The sequence below is a fragment of the Allobosea sp. CRIB-10 genome, assembly GCF_900112185.1.
Classification (GTDB): domain Bacteria; phylum Pseudomonadota; class Alphaproteobacteria; order Rhizobiales; family Beijerinckiaceae; genus Allobosea.
On the sequence record NZ_FOKP01000019.1, the window covers coordinates 55,255 to 70,315 of the forward strand.

Sequence of the window (15,061 nt, forward strand, 5' to 3'; positions counted from 1 at the left end):
GGGAAGGGTATGGGGATGGGGGGCGAACGACTGGGTGAGCGATGGCTTGTAGAAGCGGCTCGGCCCAGCTTCCAGCGAACTCGCCCCGACTTTCCGCCCCCCACCCCTGCCCCTCCCCACAAAGGGGAGGGGTTCCCCGCGCCCTTATGGGTCAGGCGATCATGACCCCCGCCAACTTCCTCGCCGCTAGCCTCACCGAAGGCGCCGTCATCGTCCGCATCACGGAGGCCCAGGGCTCGACGCCGCGCGAGGCCGGCGCGACGATGATCGTCAGCGCGCACGGTAGCGCCGGCACCATCGGCGGCGGCCAGCTCGAATTCCACTGCATCGACCTCGCCCGCGCCCTGCGCGACAGCGGCGGGCCGCAGCAGCTGATCGACATCCCGCTCGGCCCGCAAATGGGTCAGTGCTGCGGCGGGCGCGTGCGGGTCGCGATGGAGCCGGCGACCGCCGCCCATCTGGAAGCGCTGAGAGAGGACGAGGCGAAAGCAGCGGCCGAGCGGCCACAAGTGCTGATCTTCGGCGCCGGCCACACCGGCAAGGCCCTGGCGCGGAGCCTCGCTCTGCTGCCGGTCGCCGTTACATTGATCGACGATCGTCCTGGCCAGTTCGGCGAGGTGCCCGCGACCGTCGCCTGCCTGCAGCTCGACGATCCCGAGACCGCGCTGGCCACTGCGCGGCCGGGCTCGGCCTTTGTCACCCTGACCCATAGCCATGCGCTCGATTATCGCCTCACCGAGGCGGCGCTGCTGCGCGGCGATGCCGCTTATGTCGGCATGATCGGCTCAAGCACGAAGCGCTCCCGCTTCGAGGTTAGCTTCCGCCGCCGCCATCCCGGCAGCGAGGCGCTGGCCGGGCTCACCTGCCCGATCGGCGGATCGGATGTGCATGACAAGCGTCCGGAGGTCATCGCCGCCTTGACGAGTGCCGAGCTGGTGCGTTGCTTGCTTGGCGAGAAGGCAGGCCTCGCGGGGAGGTCTGCCACGGGACGAGCGAGGCCACGGAACCGCCATGACGCAGCCGCCTGACCAGACGGCACCTTCGCGCCTGGCGCTCGCCCATGTCTCGAAGAGCTTTCCGGGCGTGAAGGCCAATCAGGACATCAGCCTGTCCGTACGCCCCGGCGAGATCCATGCCCTGCTCGGCGAGAACGGCGCCGGCAAGTCGACCCTGGTCAAGATCATCTATGGCGTGCAGCGTGCCGACGAAGGGCAGATCAGCTTCGACGACCGCCCGGTCGAGATCGCCTCGCCCAAGGCGGCGCGCAAGCTCGGTATCGGCATGGTCTTCCAGCATTTCTCGCTGTTCGATGGCATGACCGTGCTGGAGAACATCGCGCTCGGCCTCGACGAGACCATGCCTGCCGAGGCGCTGAAGGCGCGGATCAAGGCGATCCTCGACAGCTATTCTTTGCCGCTCGACCCGGACCGCGAGGTGCATACGCTCTCGGTCGGCGAGCGCCAGCGCATCGAGATCGTGCGCTGCCTGCTGCAGAAGCCGAAGCTGCTGATCATGGACGAGCCGACCTCGGTGCTGACGCCGCAGGAGGTCGAGCGCCTGTTCGAGACGCTGCGCCAGATTGCCAGCGAGGGCTGCTCGATCCTCTACATCAGCCACAAGCTGCACGAGATCAAAGCGCTGTGCGAGGGCGCCACCATCCTGCGCGGCGGCCAGGTGGTCGCGACCTGCGATCCGCGTGTCGAAACGACGCGACGCATGGCCGAACTGATGATCGGCGCGGAGCTGAAGAGCATCGAGCGGCCGGCTGGTGACGGTAAGGCCGGCGCGGCCCGGCTTTCGGTCGAGAAGCTCGACATGCCGGGCGAGCCGCCTTTCGGCACAAGCCTGAAGGCCATCTCCTTCTCCGCCCAGGCCGGCGAGATCCTCGGCATCGCCGGCGTCGCCGGCAATGGCCAAGCCGAATTGCTGATGGCGCTTTCGGGCGAGCATCTCGCCTCCCGCAATGAGGCGATCCGGCTCGACGGCCAGCCGATCGGCCTGGCCGATGCCGGCGCCCGCCGCGCCGCCGGCCTCGCCTGCGTGCCCGAGGAGCGCAACGGCCACGCCGCCGTGCCCGAGTTCTCGCTCGCCGAGAACGTCGTGCTGACTGCGCGCCATCGCCTGCCACTCGCGCCATCGGGCGTGATCCGGCAAGGGCCGGTCGAGGCTTATGCGAAGGATGTCATCGCTCGGTTCGACGTACGTACCACGGGTCCAGCGGCACTGGCCGGCTCGCTCTCCGGCGGCAACCTCCAAAAATTCATCATGGGCCGCGAGATCGGGCAGCGTCCGGACGTGCTGGTGGTGGCGCAGCCGACCTGGGGCGTCGATGCCGGCGCCGCTGCGGCGATCCGACAGGCCTTGGTCGATCTCGCCGCGCAAGGCTCGGCCATCGTGGTGATCTCGCAGGATCTCGACGAATTGCTCGAGCTCTCCGACCGGCTCTGCGTCATCAATGAAGGCCGGCTGTCGCAGGCGCGGCCAGTCCCCGAGCTCAAGCTCGAAGAGATCGGCCTGATGATGGGTGGCATTCACGGCGAGAGCCAGCCCGGGGAGCCCGCGCATGCTTGAGTGGCGGCGCCGGCGCGAGCCCAGCAAGGCGATGCTGTACCTCAGCCCGCTGATCGCGGTCGGGCTGACCATGCTGACGGGCATGCTGGTCTTCGGCGCGATCGGCTATGACGGCCTGCGCGCAGTCACGGCGATCTTCATCACGCCGCTGGTCGAGCCGCAGCGCTGGGCCGATCTCGGCGTCAAGGCAGCGCCCTTGATCATGATCGCGCTCGGCCTCGCTATCGGCTTTCGCGCCAATGTCTGGAACATCGGCGCCGAGGGGCAGTACGTCATGGGTGCGATCGCCGGCACCGGCGTTGCGCTCCTGACCCATGACATGACGGGCTGGTGGATCCTGCCGGCGATGGCGCTCGCCGGGATTATCGGCGGCGCGGCCTGGGCAGCGCTCCCTGCCCTGCTGAAAGTCAGGCTGCAGGTCAGCGAGATCCTGACCAGCCTGATGCTGACCTATGTCGCGGTGCAGTTCCTGTATTACCTCGTGCGCGGCCCGTGGAAGGACCCGGACGGCTTCAATTTCCCGCAGACTAGGATGTTCAGCGCCTCCCAGACGCTGCCTGCGGTCGCGGAAGGCTCGCTCGTCCATCTCGGCGTGCCGCTCGCCGTCCTGCTCGCGCTGATCGCCTGGTTCGTGATGGCTAAGACCGTCGCCGGCTATGCCGTCCGCGTCGTCGGGCGGGCCCCTGCCGCCGCTCGCCATGGCGGCTTCGATGCCAACCGCGTCACCTGGGCGGCGCTGCTCGCCGGCGGCGGGCTTGCCGGGCTTGCCGGCCTGTTCGAGGCGGCCGGACCCTTCGGCCAGCTCACTCCACAATTCCCGGTGGGCTACGGCTTCACCGCGATCATCGTGGCCTTTCTCGGCCGGCTCTCGCCTCCCGGCATCGTCTTCGGCGCGCTGGTGCTCGCCGTGACCTATGTCGGCGGCGAGATCGCCCAGAGCACGGTGCGCCTGCCCTCGGCCGCCACCGGCATGTTCCAGGCGCTGCTGCTGTTCTTCCTGCTCGCGACCGATGTGCTGGTGCGTTACCGGCTCGCCTGGAAGACGCGGCCGGCGAGGAGCGCGCCATGACCGCGGCCATCCTCGTCTCGATCTTCATGACGCTCGCCGCGGCAGCGACGCCGATCCTGCTCGCGGCCTTGGGCGAACTCGTCACCGAGAAGGCCGGCGTCCTCAATCTTGGCGTCGAGGGCATGATGCTGTGCGGCGCCGTCGCGGGCTTTGCGGTGGCCTACTCCACGGGCAGCGTCCCGCTCGGCTTGCTGGCGGCGACGCTGGCGGGCGTCGCCGCGGCGATGATCTTCGCGCTGCTGACGCTGGGGCTCGGCTCGAACCAGGTCGCGATGGGCCTTGCGCTGACGATCTTCGGCATCGGCGCCTCCTCGCTGATCGGGGCCGGCTTCGTCGGCCGCACGATCACGCGGCTCGGCCCGCTTTTCCCGGCCGACTACGCCGCCCATCCCTGGCTGCGCCTCGTCGTCGGTCATGACGCCATCGTCTACCTATCGCTCGCGCTCGTCCTCGCCGTCAGCCTGTTCCTGCGCCGGACCAAGGCCGGGCTGATCCTGCGGGCCGTCGGCGAGAATGCCGATTCCGCCCATGCGATCGGCTATCGCGTGCTGGCGATCCGCACCGCCGCGACCGCCTTCGGCGGGGCGCTGGCCGGGCTCGGCGGCGCCTATTTTTCGCTGGCGCTGACGCCGATGTGGGCCGACCGCCTGACCGCCGGCCGTGGCTGGATCGCGCTCGCCCTCGTCGTCTTCGCCGCCTGGAAACCGGGCCGGCTGCTGATCGGCGCCTATCTTTTCGGCGCGGTCGCGACCTTCGAATTGCAGGCCAAGGCGGCCGGCCTCAGCTTCATCGCGCCCGAGGTGCTGGCGATGACCCCCTACCTTGCGACGATTGTGGTTCTGACCATGATGTCGCTAGGACGGAGAACCGGCGGGCGCGACGCGCCCGCCTGCCTCGGCAAGCCTTTCCCGGCGCCCTAACCGCGCTGCAACCGACAACGGGGAACACCATCATGTCTGCTATCATCACCCGCCGCACCCTTCTCGCCGGCACCGCCGCCAGCGCGGCCCTGCCGCTGGTCGGCGCGCGCGCCCAGGCGCCGTTCGGCGTCGGCTTCGTCTATGTCGGCCCGGTCGGCGATCATGGCTGGACCTGGACCCACGACCAGGGCCGCAAGGCGGTCGAGGCCGCCTATGGCAACAAGGTCAAGACCAGCTTCATCGAGAACGTCGCCGAAGGCCCGGATGCGGCGCGCGCCATCCGCCAGCTCGCCCAGGCTGGCGACCAGCTGATCTTCACGACCTCCTTCGGTTTCATGAATCCGACCATCCAGGTCGCCAAGCAGTTCCCGAAAATCAAGTTCGAGCATGCCACCGGCTATCAGCGCGCCGAGAACGTCGCGACCTACAATGCCCGATTCTACGAGGGCCGCGCCGTGATCGGCACCATCGCCGGGCATATGTCGAAGTCCGGGCAGGCCGGCTACATCGCCTCCTTCCCGATCCCCGAGGTGGTGATGGGCATCAACGCCTTCCATCTCGCGGCCAAGAAGGTGAACCCCAACTTCAAGACCAAGGTGATCTGGGCCTCGACCTGGTACGACCCGGCCAAGGAAGCCGATGCCGCCAAGGCGCTGATCGACCAAGGCTGCGACGTGATCACCCAGCACACCGACTCGGCAGCGGCCCTGCAGGCGGCCGAGCAGCGCGGCGTCTTCGCCTTCGGCCAGGCCTCGGACATGAAGGCCTTCGCTCCCAAGGCCCATCTCTCGGCGATCGTCGACGACTGGTCGGGGTATTACGTCAAGCGCGTCAAGGAAGCGATGGACGGGACCTGGAAGAGCGGCGACGTCTGGGGCGGCATCAAGGACGGCATGGTCAAGCTCGCGCCCTATAACGACGCGGTCACGCCGGCCGCCCGTGCCGCCGCGGACGAGGTCCAGAAGGGCATCGTCGCCGGCACGCTCCACCCCTTCACCGGCGAGCTCAAGGACCAGAAGGGCACGCTGCGCCTCAAGGCCGGCGAGACCGCCAGCGACGAGATCCTCTCGAAGATGGACTGGTACGTCGACGGCGTGCAGGCGTAAGCGAAGGACGCGTCATGCTCGGGCTCGACCCGAGCATCTCTTGCCGGAGGAGGCTCCTCTCAGCGCCTCCTCGTCCTGAGATTCTCGGGTCTGCGCTTCGCTCCGCCCGAGAATGACGCTCTCCAGCCGCGAACAAAAATTACCCGCAGGACCCCCCTTGCAGATATTTTAAGCTTGAAACAATATGGCTGCCGACACCACCGGACAGGGATGGGGAACCCCGCCGGCGGTCGCATCTGCCACGTCCCGGGAGGACATCGGACATGACGCTCAAATTCACTCTGTCGCTTAGCGCCGGCGTGCTCGCGCTCGGGCTTTCCGCTGCCCAAGCGCAGGAGCCCTTGAAGATCGGCGTGGTCAGCGTGCTGACCGGCCCTGCGGCCGCGCTCGGCCAGCAGGTTCGTGACGGCTTCCAGCTCGCGGTCGACCAGAATGGCGGCAAGCTCGGCGGCGTGCCGGTGCAGATCACCGTGATCGACGACGAGCTCAAGCCCGACGTCGCGGTCGGCAAGGTCCGCAGCTTCGTCGAGGGCGGCAAGGTCGACTTCGTGGTAGGCCCGGTGTTCTCGAACATTCTCGGCGCGATCGCCAAGCCGGTGCTGGATTCAGGTGCGATCCTGATCAGCCCGAATGCCGGCCCCTCGACCATGGCCGGCAAGGCCTGCCACCAGAACTTCTTCGTGACCTCGTACCAGAACGACCAGGTCCACGAGGTGCTCGGCAAATACGCGCAGGACCAAAACTATAAGAAGGCCTACATCATCGCGCCGAACTACCAGGCCGGTAAGGACTCGCTCGCCGGCTTCAAGCGCTACTTCAAGGGCGAGATCCTCGACGAGGTCTATGTTCCGTTGACCTCGCTCGACTTCTCGGCCGAGCTCGCCAAGATCGCCTCGGCCAAGCCCGACGTGGTCTTCGCCTTCCTGCCCGGCGGCCTCGGCGTCAACTTCGTCAAGCAGTGGTCGCAGGCCGGCCTCACCGGCAAGGTGCCGTTCCTTTCCGCCTTCACGGTCGACGAATCCACTCTCCCGGCGCAGCAGGACGCCGCCGTCGGCATGTTCGGCGGCATGACCTGGGCGCCCAACATGGACAACCCGCAGACGAAGAAGTTCGTCGCGGCCTATGAAGCGGCCTACAAGATCGTGCCCGGCTCCTATGCCCAGCAGGCCTTCGATGCGGCGCAACTGATCGACTCAGCGGTCAAGGCCGCCGGCGGCACCGCCGACAAGGACAAGCTGCGCGCCGCGATCAAGAAGGCCGACTTCACCTCGCTGCGCGGCAAGTTCAAGTTCAACACCAATGGCTATCCGATCCAGGACTTCTACCTGGTCAAGGTCGCCAAGCGGGCGGACGGCAAGTTCCAGACCGAGATCGCCCAGAAGGTGTTCGAGGACTACGCCGACCCGCATGCGAAGGATTGCGCGCTCAAATAGGGCGGCCGAACCTCGGGAACCCCTCTCCTGGAAGGAGAGGGGTAGGGGTGAGGTGTGCGTAGCGAAATCACTGGCCTTAACCTGACCGCACGGTCAGCACTCGCGGCGCTGGTCCGACGGCCTACACCTCACCCTGCCCTCTCCTTCCAGGAGAGGGTTCCCTGCGCCATTTCCGGACAGTCGATCGCGACCCAGCAATGACCACCGGCCTCCTCATCGTCCAGATCCTGAACGGGCTGCAGTTCGGCATCCTGCTGTTCCTGGTGGCGGCAGGGCTGACCCTGGTCTTCGGCGTCATGGACTTCATCAACCTGGCGCATGGCGTGCAGTACATGCTCGGCGCCTATCTCGCCGTGACCTTCGTCGCGCTGACCGGCTCCTTCGTGCTCGGCCTCGTGCTGGCATTGGCGGCAGCTTTGGTCTTCGGCCTCGCCCTCGAATTCATGGTCTTCCGCCATCTCTACGAGCGCGACCATCTCGACCAGGTGCTGGCGACCTTCGGGCTGATCCTGCTGCTCAACCAGAGCGTCAAGATGATCTGGGGCGCTGCTCCCCTCTCCGTTCCGCTGCCTGAGTTCCTCACCGGCAATGTAGCGCTGATGGACGGCATCCTCTACCCGACCTACCGCTTCGCGCTGATCGGCTCGGGCCTGGCGGTCGGCGCCCTGCTCTGGTTCATCGTCGAGAAGACCCGCACCGGCATGTTGCTGCGGGCCGGCGCCTCGAACGCCCCGATGGTCTCTGCCCTCGGCGTCGATATCCGCAAGCTGTTCATGATCGTCTTCGCCTTCGGCACCATGCTGGCGGGCTTCGCCGGGGCGATGGCGGCGCCGATCCTCTCGGTCGAGCCCGGCATGGGCGACAGCGTGCTGATCCTCGCCTTCGTCGTCATCGTCATCGGCGGCATCGGCTCGATCCGCGGCGCCTTCGTCGCGGCGCTGATCGTCGGCCTCGTCGACACGCTCGGCCGCTCCTTCATGAACGACCTGCTGCGGCTGTTCATGAGTGCCCCCTCGGCGCGGGCGACCGGCGCCGCGCTGTCCTCGATGCTGATCTACCTCCTGATGGCGGTGGTGCTGTTCGTGCGGCCGGAAGGCCTGCTGCCGGCGCGAGGCCGGACATGAGCTCGGCGACGACGACGGCCGAGGTCACCAGCGTCGCGCTGCCGCGCGAGCGCGCCAAGGTGCTGCTGCCGGCCATATTGTTCCTGCTGCTGGCGCTGGCGCCGCTCGCCGTCTCGCTCGGCATGCCGGCCGGCTGGCTTGCCTTGCTGACGCGGGCGCTGATCTTCGCCATCGCCGCGCTTTCGCTCGACCTGATCCTCGGCGTCGGCGGGCTCGTCTCCTTCGGCCATGCGGCCTTCCTCGGCATCGGCGCCTATGTCACCGGCATCATGATCACCGAGGGTAAGAGCGAAGCGCTCGTCATCCTGCCAGTGATTCTCGCAGTCTGCGCTCTGTTCGGCGCGATCACCGGCGCGGTCTGCCTGCGCACGCGCGGCGTCGCCTTCATCATGATCACGCTCGCCTTCGGCCAGATGGTCTACTTCCTGGCGCAGGCGCTCTCGGCCTATGGCGGCGATGACGGGCTGACGCTCTATGAAAAGAGCACCCTGCTCGCCTTCAACCCGTTCGCGAGCCGGACCTTGTTCTATTACAGCGTACTGATCGCGCTCGCCGGTGCCTATCTGCTGGTGCGCGGCCTCGTCGCCTCGCGCTTCGGCCGGGTGCTCAGGGCGGCGCGGGAAAACCCGGTCCGAGTCAGCGTCACCGGCTTCGACGTCAACAAGGTGCGCCTCGTCGCCTATGTGATCAGCGGCATGCTCGCCGGCCTGTCCGGCTTCTTCCTCGCCAACCACACCGAGTTCGTCAGCCCGGCCTTCATGTCCTGGCAGCGCTCGGGCGAACTGATCTTCATGGCGGTGCTCGGCGGCGTCGGCTCCCTCCATGGCGCGATCATCGGCGCGATCGCCTATCTGATCGCCGAGGATGCGCTCTCGCATCTCACCGAGCACTGGCGCGTCATCTTCGGGCCGATGATCGTGCTGTTCGTGCTGTTCACCCGCGGCGGCATCGTCGGCATGCTGCGCAAGCTGGGCCCGCGCCATGGCTGAGCCGGTCCTCGTCCTCGACGGCATCCGCAAGTCCTTCGGCGCATTGAAGGTCACCGACGGCGTCAGCCTCGCCGTCGCGCCGGGAGAGCTTCATGCGCTGATCGGCCCGAACGGCGCCGGCAAGACCACGCTGGTCCATCAGATCTCCGGCATGCTGACGCCCGATGCCGGCACGATCCGTTTCCGCGGCGAGGACGTCACGACCTTCAATGCCGAGAAGCGCGCCCGCCACGGCCTGGCGCGGACCTTCCAGATCACCTCGACCATCGCCTCGCTCTCGGCGCTGGAGAATGTCGCACTCGGCGTCCAGGCCAAGGCGAGCCATCCGCTCTCCCTCTTCCGCAACGCCGCCAGCGACGAGCGCCTAAATCGCCCTGCCCGCGCCGCGCTCGACGCGGTCGGCCTGTCGGAGCGCGCCCATGTCCCGGCCGGCAGCCTGTCGCATGGCGAGAAGCGGGCGCTGGAGATCGCCATGGCGCTGGCGCTGGAGCCGGCGGCGATCCTGCTCGACGAGCCGCTCGCCGGCGTCGGCAAGGAGGAAGGCGAGCGCCTGATCGCCCTGCTCAGGAGCCTGAAGGGGCGCTACGCCATGCTATTGGTCGAGCACGACATGGAGGCGGTGTTCGCGCTCGCCGATACGGTCAGCGTGCTGGTCTATGGCCGCGTCATCGCCTCGGGCAATCCGGCCGCCGTCAGGGCCGATCCGGCCGTGCGTGAAGCCTATCTCGGCGAGGAGGGCTGATGACCGACGACGTCACCCCTTGTCATTCCGGGGCTTCGCGCAGCGAAGAACCCGGAACCCACGACCGGGTGAGACCATGACGACCATGAACGATCGCGCTCGCCCGGTCATGGGTTCCGGGTTCGCTGCGCGCCCCGGAATGACAGAGAACGAGCCCGCACCATGCTGACGGTCGAAAATCTCGATGCCGGCTATGGTGAGGCGCAGATCCTGTTCGGTGTCGATCTTTCGGTCGGGGCCGGCGAGGTCGTGACCCTGCTCGGCCGCAACGGCATGGGCAAGACCACGACGGTGCGCGCCATCATGGGGCTGGTCCGGCCCCGCGCCGGCCGCGTCAGCTTCGGCGGCGTCGACCTCACCGGCAGCGCCCCGTTCCGGCTGGCGCAAGCCGGCATCGGCCTCGTCCCCGAAGGGCGGCAGGTCTTCCCGACGCTCTCGGTCGAGGAAAACCTGATCGCCACCGCCGCCAGCCGCTTTGGCCCGGCGCGCTGGACGCTGGAGCGCGTCTACGCCTTCCTGCCGCGGCTGAAGGAACGCAAGGCCAATCGCGGCAACCAGCTTTCCGGCGGCGAGCAGCAGATGCTGGCGATCGGCCGGGCGCTGATGACCAATCCCAAGCTCGTCATCCTCGACGAGGCGACGGAAGGGCTGGCGCCGATCATCCGCCAGGAGATCTGGTCCTGCCTGGCGGCGCTCAAGGCCGAGGGCGAGTCGATCCTGGTGATCGACAAGAACGTCGACGCGCTGGCGAAGTTCGCCGACCGGCATATCGTGCTGGAGAAGGGCCGCGTCGCCTGGCGCGGCAGCAGCGACGATCTGCGCAGCGACAGCGCAGTCAAGGACCGCTTCCTGCATCTGTAGCGCGAGCTGGAGAGGGAGACAGGCAAATGGGCTATCGCGTCGCCGCCGGTGGAACGAGCCATGTCTTCGCCGATCTCCGCGAGCTGATGGCGAAGGCGACGCCGCTGCGCTCGGGCGATCAGCTGGCCGGGCTCGCCGCCGGCAGCATGCAGGAGATGATGGCGGCGCGGATCGCGCTGGCGGACGTGCCTCTGCGGACCTTCCTGCACGAAGCGCTGATCCCCTATGAGGAGGACGAGGTCACGCGCCTCATCCTCGACACGCATAAGGCAGCCGCTTTCGCGCCGGTCGCCACGCTGACGGTCGGCGAGTTCCGCGACTGGCTCTGCTCCGATGCCGCGACGAGCGAAGTGCTGGCGCGCCTCGCTCCAGGCATCACGCCGGAGATGGCGGCGGCGGTGTCGAAGCTGATGCGCAACCAGGACCTGATCCTGGTTGCGCGCAAATGCCGGGTCGTCAGCCGTTTCCGCAATACGCTCGGCCTGCCCGGGCGGCTCGCCGTGCGCCTCCAGCCCAACCACCCGACCGACGACGCCGCCGGCATCCTCGCCTCGACCATAGACGGGCTGAGCTATGGCTGCGGCGATGCGGTGATCGGCATCAATCCCGCCTCGGACAGCCTCGGCCGGATCGGCGAGCTGCTGCGCCTGCTCGACGAGCTGATCGCGCGCTTCGACATCCCGACGCAGGGCTGCGTGCTGACGCATGTCACCAGCTCCATCGCCCTGATCGGGCAAGGCGCGCCGGTCGATCTCGTTTTCCAGTCTGTCGCGGGCACGCAGGCCGCCAACACCTCCTTCGGCGTCGACCTTTCCGTTCTGCAAGAGGGCATGGAGGCGGGCCGCTCGCTGAAGCGCGGCACGCTGGGCGACAACGTCATGTATTTCGAGACGGGCCAGGGCTCCGCCCTGTCGGCCAACGCTCATCACGGCGTCGACCAGCAGACGCTGGAAGCGCGCGCCTATGCCGTCTGCCGGGCTTACGAGCCGCTGCTGGTCAATACCGTCGTCGGCTTCATCGGGCCGGAATATCTCTATGACGGCAAGCAGATCATCCGGGCCGGGCTGGAGGACCATTTCTGCGGCAAGCTGCTCGGCGTGCCGATGGGTTGCGACATCTGCTACACCAATCATGCCGAGGCCGATCAGGACGACATGGACACGCTGCTGACCCTGCTGGGCACGGCCGGCGTCAATTTCATCATGGGCGTTCCCGGCGCCGACGACGTCATGCTGAACTACCAGTCGACCTCCTTCCACGACCAGCTCTACATCCGCGAGGTTCTCGGCCTGAAGCGCGCGCCGGAATTCGAGGCCTGGTTGCAGCGCATGGACATCACCGATGCGGCCGGGCGCCTGAGCGCGACGCAAGGTGGGCAGGCCCTTCTTGCAGCGATACCGGGCAGGGCAGCGTGAGCGAGGAGCCGAAACCAGGAGTACGGCCGTTGGCCGAGCTGACGCGGCTCACGCCGGCCCGCATCGCGCTCGGCCGTTCCGGCGCCTCCTTGCCAACGCGCGAACTGCTTCGCTTCGGCATGGCCCATGCCCAGGCCCGCGATGCGGTGCATGCGCCTTTCGATGCCGAGGGTGTGGCCGGCCGGCTTACGCAGCTCGGCCTGGAGGTGATCCAAGTCCGCAGCGCTGTGGACTCGCGTGAGGAGTATCTGCGCCGGCCCGATCTCGGGCGGAAGCTCTCCTCCGAGAGCCGCGAGGCGCTGACGGCACGACGCGGCGACTTCGATCTGGCGATCATCGTCGCGGATGGGCTCTCCTCGACGGCGGTCCATCAAAATATCGCTCCCTTCGTCGCGGCGCTGCTGCCATTGCTGGCGCGGCAGGGGCTGCGGCTCGCTCCGACCGTCGTCGCGCGCGAGGCACGGGTCGCGCTCGGCGACGAGATCGGCGAGGCGCTCGGAGCACGCGCCGTCGCCGTGCTGATCGGCGAGCGGCCCGGCCTGTCCTCGCCGGATTCGCTCGGCGCCTATCTCACCTTTGCGCCGCGAGCCGGCCTGACCGACGCCAACCGCAACTGCATCTCGAACATCCGCCCGGGCGGCCTCGCCTATGAGCATGCAGCCTTCAGGCTGTCGTGGCTGATCGCGGAGGCTTTCCGCCGTTCGCTGACCGGAGTCGGCCTCAAGGACGAGAGCGACTTCGCCCTGGAGGCGGGCACGGCCGGCAAGTCCACGATTGCCGGCTCAGGCCCGGGCGCAGAACCGCCCCCCATTTCCCCTGACATGACTCAAAAAGGAGACCGATGATGAAGCCTCTGACCGCCGGCGTGACCAAGGCCAATGAAGGGATCGACGCGATCTCCTGGAACATCCTCGGTCAGACCTATGTGCCGAAGATGCTGAGCGAGGACAGCTTTTCCTGGCACGCCACCTTCCCGCCCGGCACCTTCGTGCCGCCGCACATCCATCCGACGCAGGACGAGTTCATCTACATGCTCGAAGGCCGTCTCGACCTCGTGCTCGACGGCCAGGAATCGCATGCCCTGCCCGGCGATCTGATCAAGCTGCCGCGCAACATCCCGCACGGCCTGTTCAACAAGAGCGACGCGCCGGTGAAGTGCCTGTTCTGGGTCGCGCCCACGGGGCGGCTCTACGATCTGTTCTGGGCGATCCATTCGATGAAGGAGCAGAACCCGGCCGAGGTCGTCGCCCTGTCGGCGCGCTACGAGATCGACTTCCTGCCGCCGCCGCCCGAAGGCGCATGAGAACGGCACAGCGGGGTTAAGGTTAAAGGAAGCTTACTGCTGCAACCGCGGGCATGAACGGGCATTGTCTCAACCTGAGCTGGAACAAGGGCCAGGACCATGCCCGCCGAAACCGCTATCTCCGAACGCCGCCGATCCGCCCGGACCCGGACCCTGATCGGTGGCAAGGTCATCTTCAACCAGCGCCAGTCGACGCTGGACTGCACGGTCCGCAATTTGTCGGAAGACGGCGCGCTGCTGGTGTTCCCGGATAGCGTCGCCCTGCCGGAGCTGTTCGAGCTCTATTTTCCGGTGAAGCGGGAAAGCCGGATGGTGCGCAGCCGCTGGCGAGACGGCGGGCGCATCGGCGTCTCCTTCGGCGCCGTCGCAAAGCAGGATGAAGCGCCGGTTCCGCTCGACCTAGCGCGGCGCCTGCGCCAGCTCGAACAGGAAAACGCAACGCTCAAGGCGCGCATCGTCGAGTTGACGGAAGGCGCCTGAGTTCCGGCTGAATTTTGCCGGCTTTCAAAGCAGACATCGCGCCCGCTTCGAGGGGATAGCGATGAAACGATTCTGGCTTGCCGCCGGCGCAGTGGCCGCCGCTCTGGGCGTCACCACCTTCGTGCAGAACACTTCGCTGCTGGCATCGGGGACGACGGACCGCCCTATCCTGTTGGCGCATCGCGGGCTGGCTCAGACCTATCCATCGAGTGGCGTCACCGACACGACCTGCACGGCGAGCCGGATCAATCCGCCGGAGCATTCCTATCTGGAGAACACCCTCGCCTCCATGGAAGCGGCCTTCGCGGCCGGCGCGGATATCGTCGAGTTCGACATCCATCCGACCACCGACGGCCAGTTCGCCGTGATCCATGACTGGACGCTGGACTGCCGCACGAACGGCACGGGCGTCACCCGCGAAAAGACGCTGGCCGAGCTCAAGGCGCTCGACATCGGCCATGGCTACACGGCCGATGGCGGCAAGACCTATCCGTTTCGCGGCAAGGGCATCGGCCTGGTGCCGTCGCTCGACGAAGTGCTGGCGCACTTTCCTGATCGGCGCCTGCTGATCAACGTCAAGAGCAACGACCCGCGTGAGGGCGAAGCCCTGGCGGACCGCCTGCTGAAGCTGCCTCCCGCGCAGCTCTCACGGCTGATGGCCTATGGCGGCGACCGCCCGATCACGGTGCTGCGCGAGCGCATTCCAACCTTGCGCACCATGTCCAAGGAAGCGGAGAAGCGTTGCCTGATCCATCATCTCGGCCTGGGCTGGGCGGGGCTGACGCCGCAATCCTGCGAAGGCCAGCTGCTGCTGATCCCCTCCAATTACGTCAGCTGGATCTGGGGCTGGCCGGCGCGGTTTACCGCCCGCATGCGCGCCGCCGGCAGCGAGGTCATCGTCGCCGGCCCGCTGGTCGGCGGCGACGGCTCGGCCGGGGTCGACCGCGCGGAAGAGCTGAGCGCGCTCGACCGGCCCATCCCGGGCATCTGGACCAACCGGATCGACCGCATCGCCCCCCTGGTGCAGGCGGAGCAGCGCTGAAGCAAC

General features: G+C 67.6%; 15 protein-coding genes. All 15 read left to right on the forward strand.

What is annotated here, in order from left to right; genetic code table 11:
- Positions 1-161 precede the first annotated feature (161 nt).
- The gene (gene xdhC / locus BMZ69_RS21325) at positions 162-1,028 is read left to right on the forward strand and encodes a xanthine dehydrogenase accessory protein XdhC (RefSeq protein WP_092160662.1); all 867 of its coding nucleotides are present in this window, start codon (positions 162-164) and stop codon (positions 1,026-1,028) included.
- Positions 1,012-2,571: an ABC transporter ATP-binding protein gene (locus BMZ69_RS21330; RefSeq protein ID WP_092160475.1), complete on the forward strand. Its 1,560-nt coding sequence runs from the start codon at positions 1,012-1,014 to the stop codon at positions 2,569-2,571. The genes xdhC and BMZ69_RS21330 overlap by 17 nt, the downstream gene beginning before the upstream one ends.
- A complete protein-coding gene (locus tag BMZ69_RS21335) occupies positions 2,564-3,640 on the forward strand; it encodes an ABC transporter permease (protein WP_092160477.1) in 1,077 nt (358 codons plus the stop codon). Before BMZ69_RS21330 ends, BMZ69_RS21335 begins: the two co-directional genes overlap by 8 nt.
- On the forward strand, positions 3,637-4,560 hold the full coding sequence (locus BMZ69_RS21340; protein WP_092160479.1) for an ABC transporter permease: 924 nt from the start codon (positions 3,637-3,639) through the stop codon (positions 4,558-4,560). Before BMZ69_RS21335 ends, BMZ69_RS21340 begins: the two co-directional genes overlap by 4 nt.
- A gap of 32 nt (positions 4,561-4,592) precedes the next feature.
- A complete protein-coding gene (locus tag BMZ69_RS21345) occupies positions 4,593-5,666 on the forward strand; it encodes a BMP family ABC transporter substrate-binding protein (protein WP_092160481.1) in 1,074 nt (357 codons plus the stop codon).
- Between the two features lie 263 nt (positions 5,667-5,929).
- Positions 5,930-7,099, forward strand: a complete 1,170-nt coding sequence (locus tag BMZ69_RS21350; RefSeq protein WP_092160483.1) for an ABC transporter substrate-binding protein — start codon at positions 5,930-5,932, stop codon at positions 7,097-7,099.
- A gap of 197 nt (positions 7,100-7,296) precedes the next feature.
- Positions 7,297-8,223 (forward strand): branched-chain amino acid ABC transporter permease, encoded by a 927-nt coding sequence (locus BMZ69_RS21355; protein WP_092160485.1) that lies wholly within the window; start codon positions 7,297-7,299, stop codon positions 8,221-8,223.
- The gene (locus BMZ69_RS21360; RefSeq protein WP_092160488.1) at positions 8,220-9,212 is read left to right on the forward strand and encodes a branched-chain amino acid ABC transporter permease; all 993 of its coding nucleotides are present in this window, start codon (positions 8,220-8,222) and stop codon (positions 9,210-9,212) included. Before BMZ69_RS21355 ends, BMZ69_RS21360 begins: the two co-directional genes overlap by 4 nt.
- The gene (locus tag BMZ69_RS21365) at positions 9,205-9,954 is read left to right on the forward strand and encodes an ABC transporter ATP-binding protein (protein ID WP_092160490.1); all 750 of its coding nucleotides are present in this window, start codon (positions 9,205-9,207) and stop codon (positions 9,952-9,954) included. The genes BMZ69_RS21360 and BMZ69_RS21365 overlap by 8 nt, the downstream gene beginning before the upstream one ends.
- 162 nt (positions 9,955-10,116) lie before the next feature.
- Positions 10,117-10,815 carry an ABC transporter ATP-binding protein gene (locus tag BMZ69_RS21370; protein ID WP_092160492.1) on the forward strand — a complete coding sequence of 233 codons (699 nt, stop codon included), beginning with the start codon at positions 10,117-10,119 and terminating at the stop codon, positions 10,813-10,815.
- A 26-nt stretch (positions 10,816-10,841) separates the two neighbouring features.
- Positions 10,842-12,230, forward strand: a complete 1,389-nt coding sequence (locus tag BMZ69_RS21375; RefSeq protein WP_092160523.1) for an ethanolamine ammonia-lyase subunit EutB — start codon at positions 10,842-10,844, stop codon at positions 12,228-12,230.
- A gap of 29 nt (positions 12,231-12,259) precedes the next feature.
- Complete coding sequence (eutC, locus tag BMZ69_RS21380; protein WP_139219138.1) at positions 12,260-13,075, forward strand: ethanolamine ammonia-lyase subunit EutC; 816 nt, start codon at positions 12,260-12,262, stop codon at positions 13,073-13,075.
- Positions 13,075-13,533 carry a cupin domain-containing protein gene (locus BMZ69_RS21385; protein WP_092160664.1) on the forward strand — a complete coding sequence of 153 codons (459 nt, stop codon included), beginning with the start codon at positions 13,075-13,077 and terminating at the stop codon, positions 13,531-13,533. The genes eutC and BMZ69_RS21385 overlap by 1 nt, the downstream gene beginning before the upstream one ends.
- A gap of 99 nt (positions 13,534-13,632) precedes the next feature.
- Positions 13,633-14,013 (forward strand): PilZ domain-containing protein, encoded by a 381-nt coding sequence (locus BMZ69_RS21390; protein WP_092160527.1) that lies wholly within the window; start codon positions 13,633-13,635, stop codon positions 14,011-14,013.
- A 61-nt stretch (positions 14,014-14,074) separates the two neighbouring features.
- A complete protein-coding gene (locus BMZ69_RS21395) occupies positions 14,075-15,055 on the forward strand; it encodes a glycerophosphodiester phosphodiesterase family protein (protein ID WP_092160531.1) in 981 nt (326 codons plus the stop codon).
- The last annotated feature ends 6 nt before the right edge of the window (positions 15,056-15,061 follow it).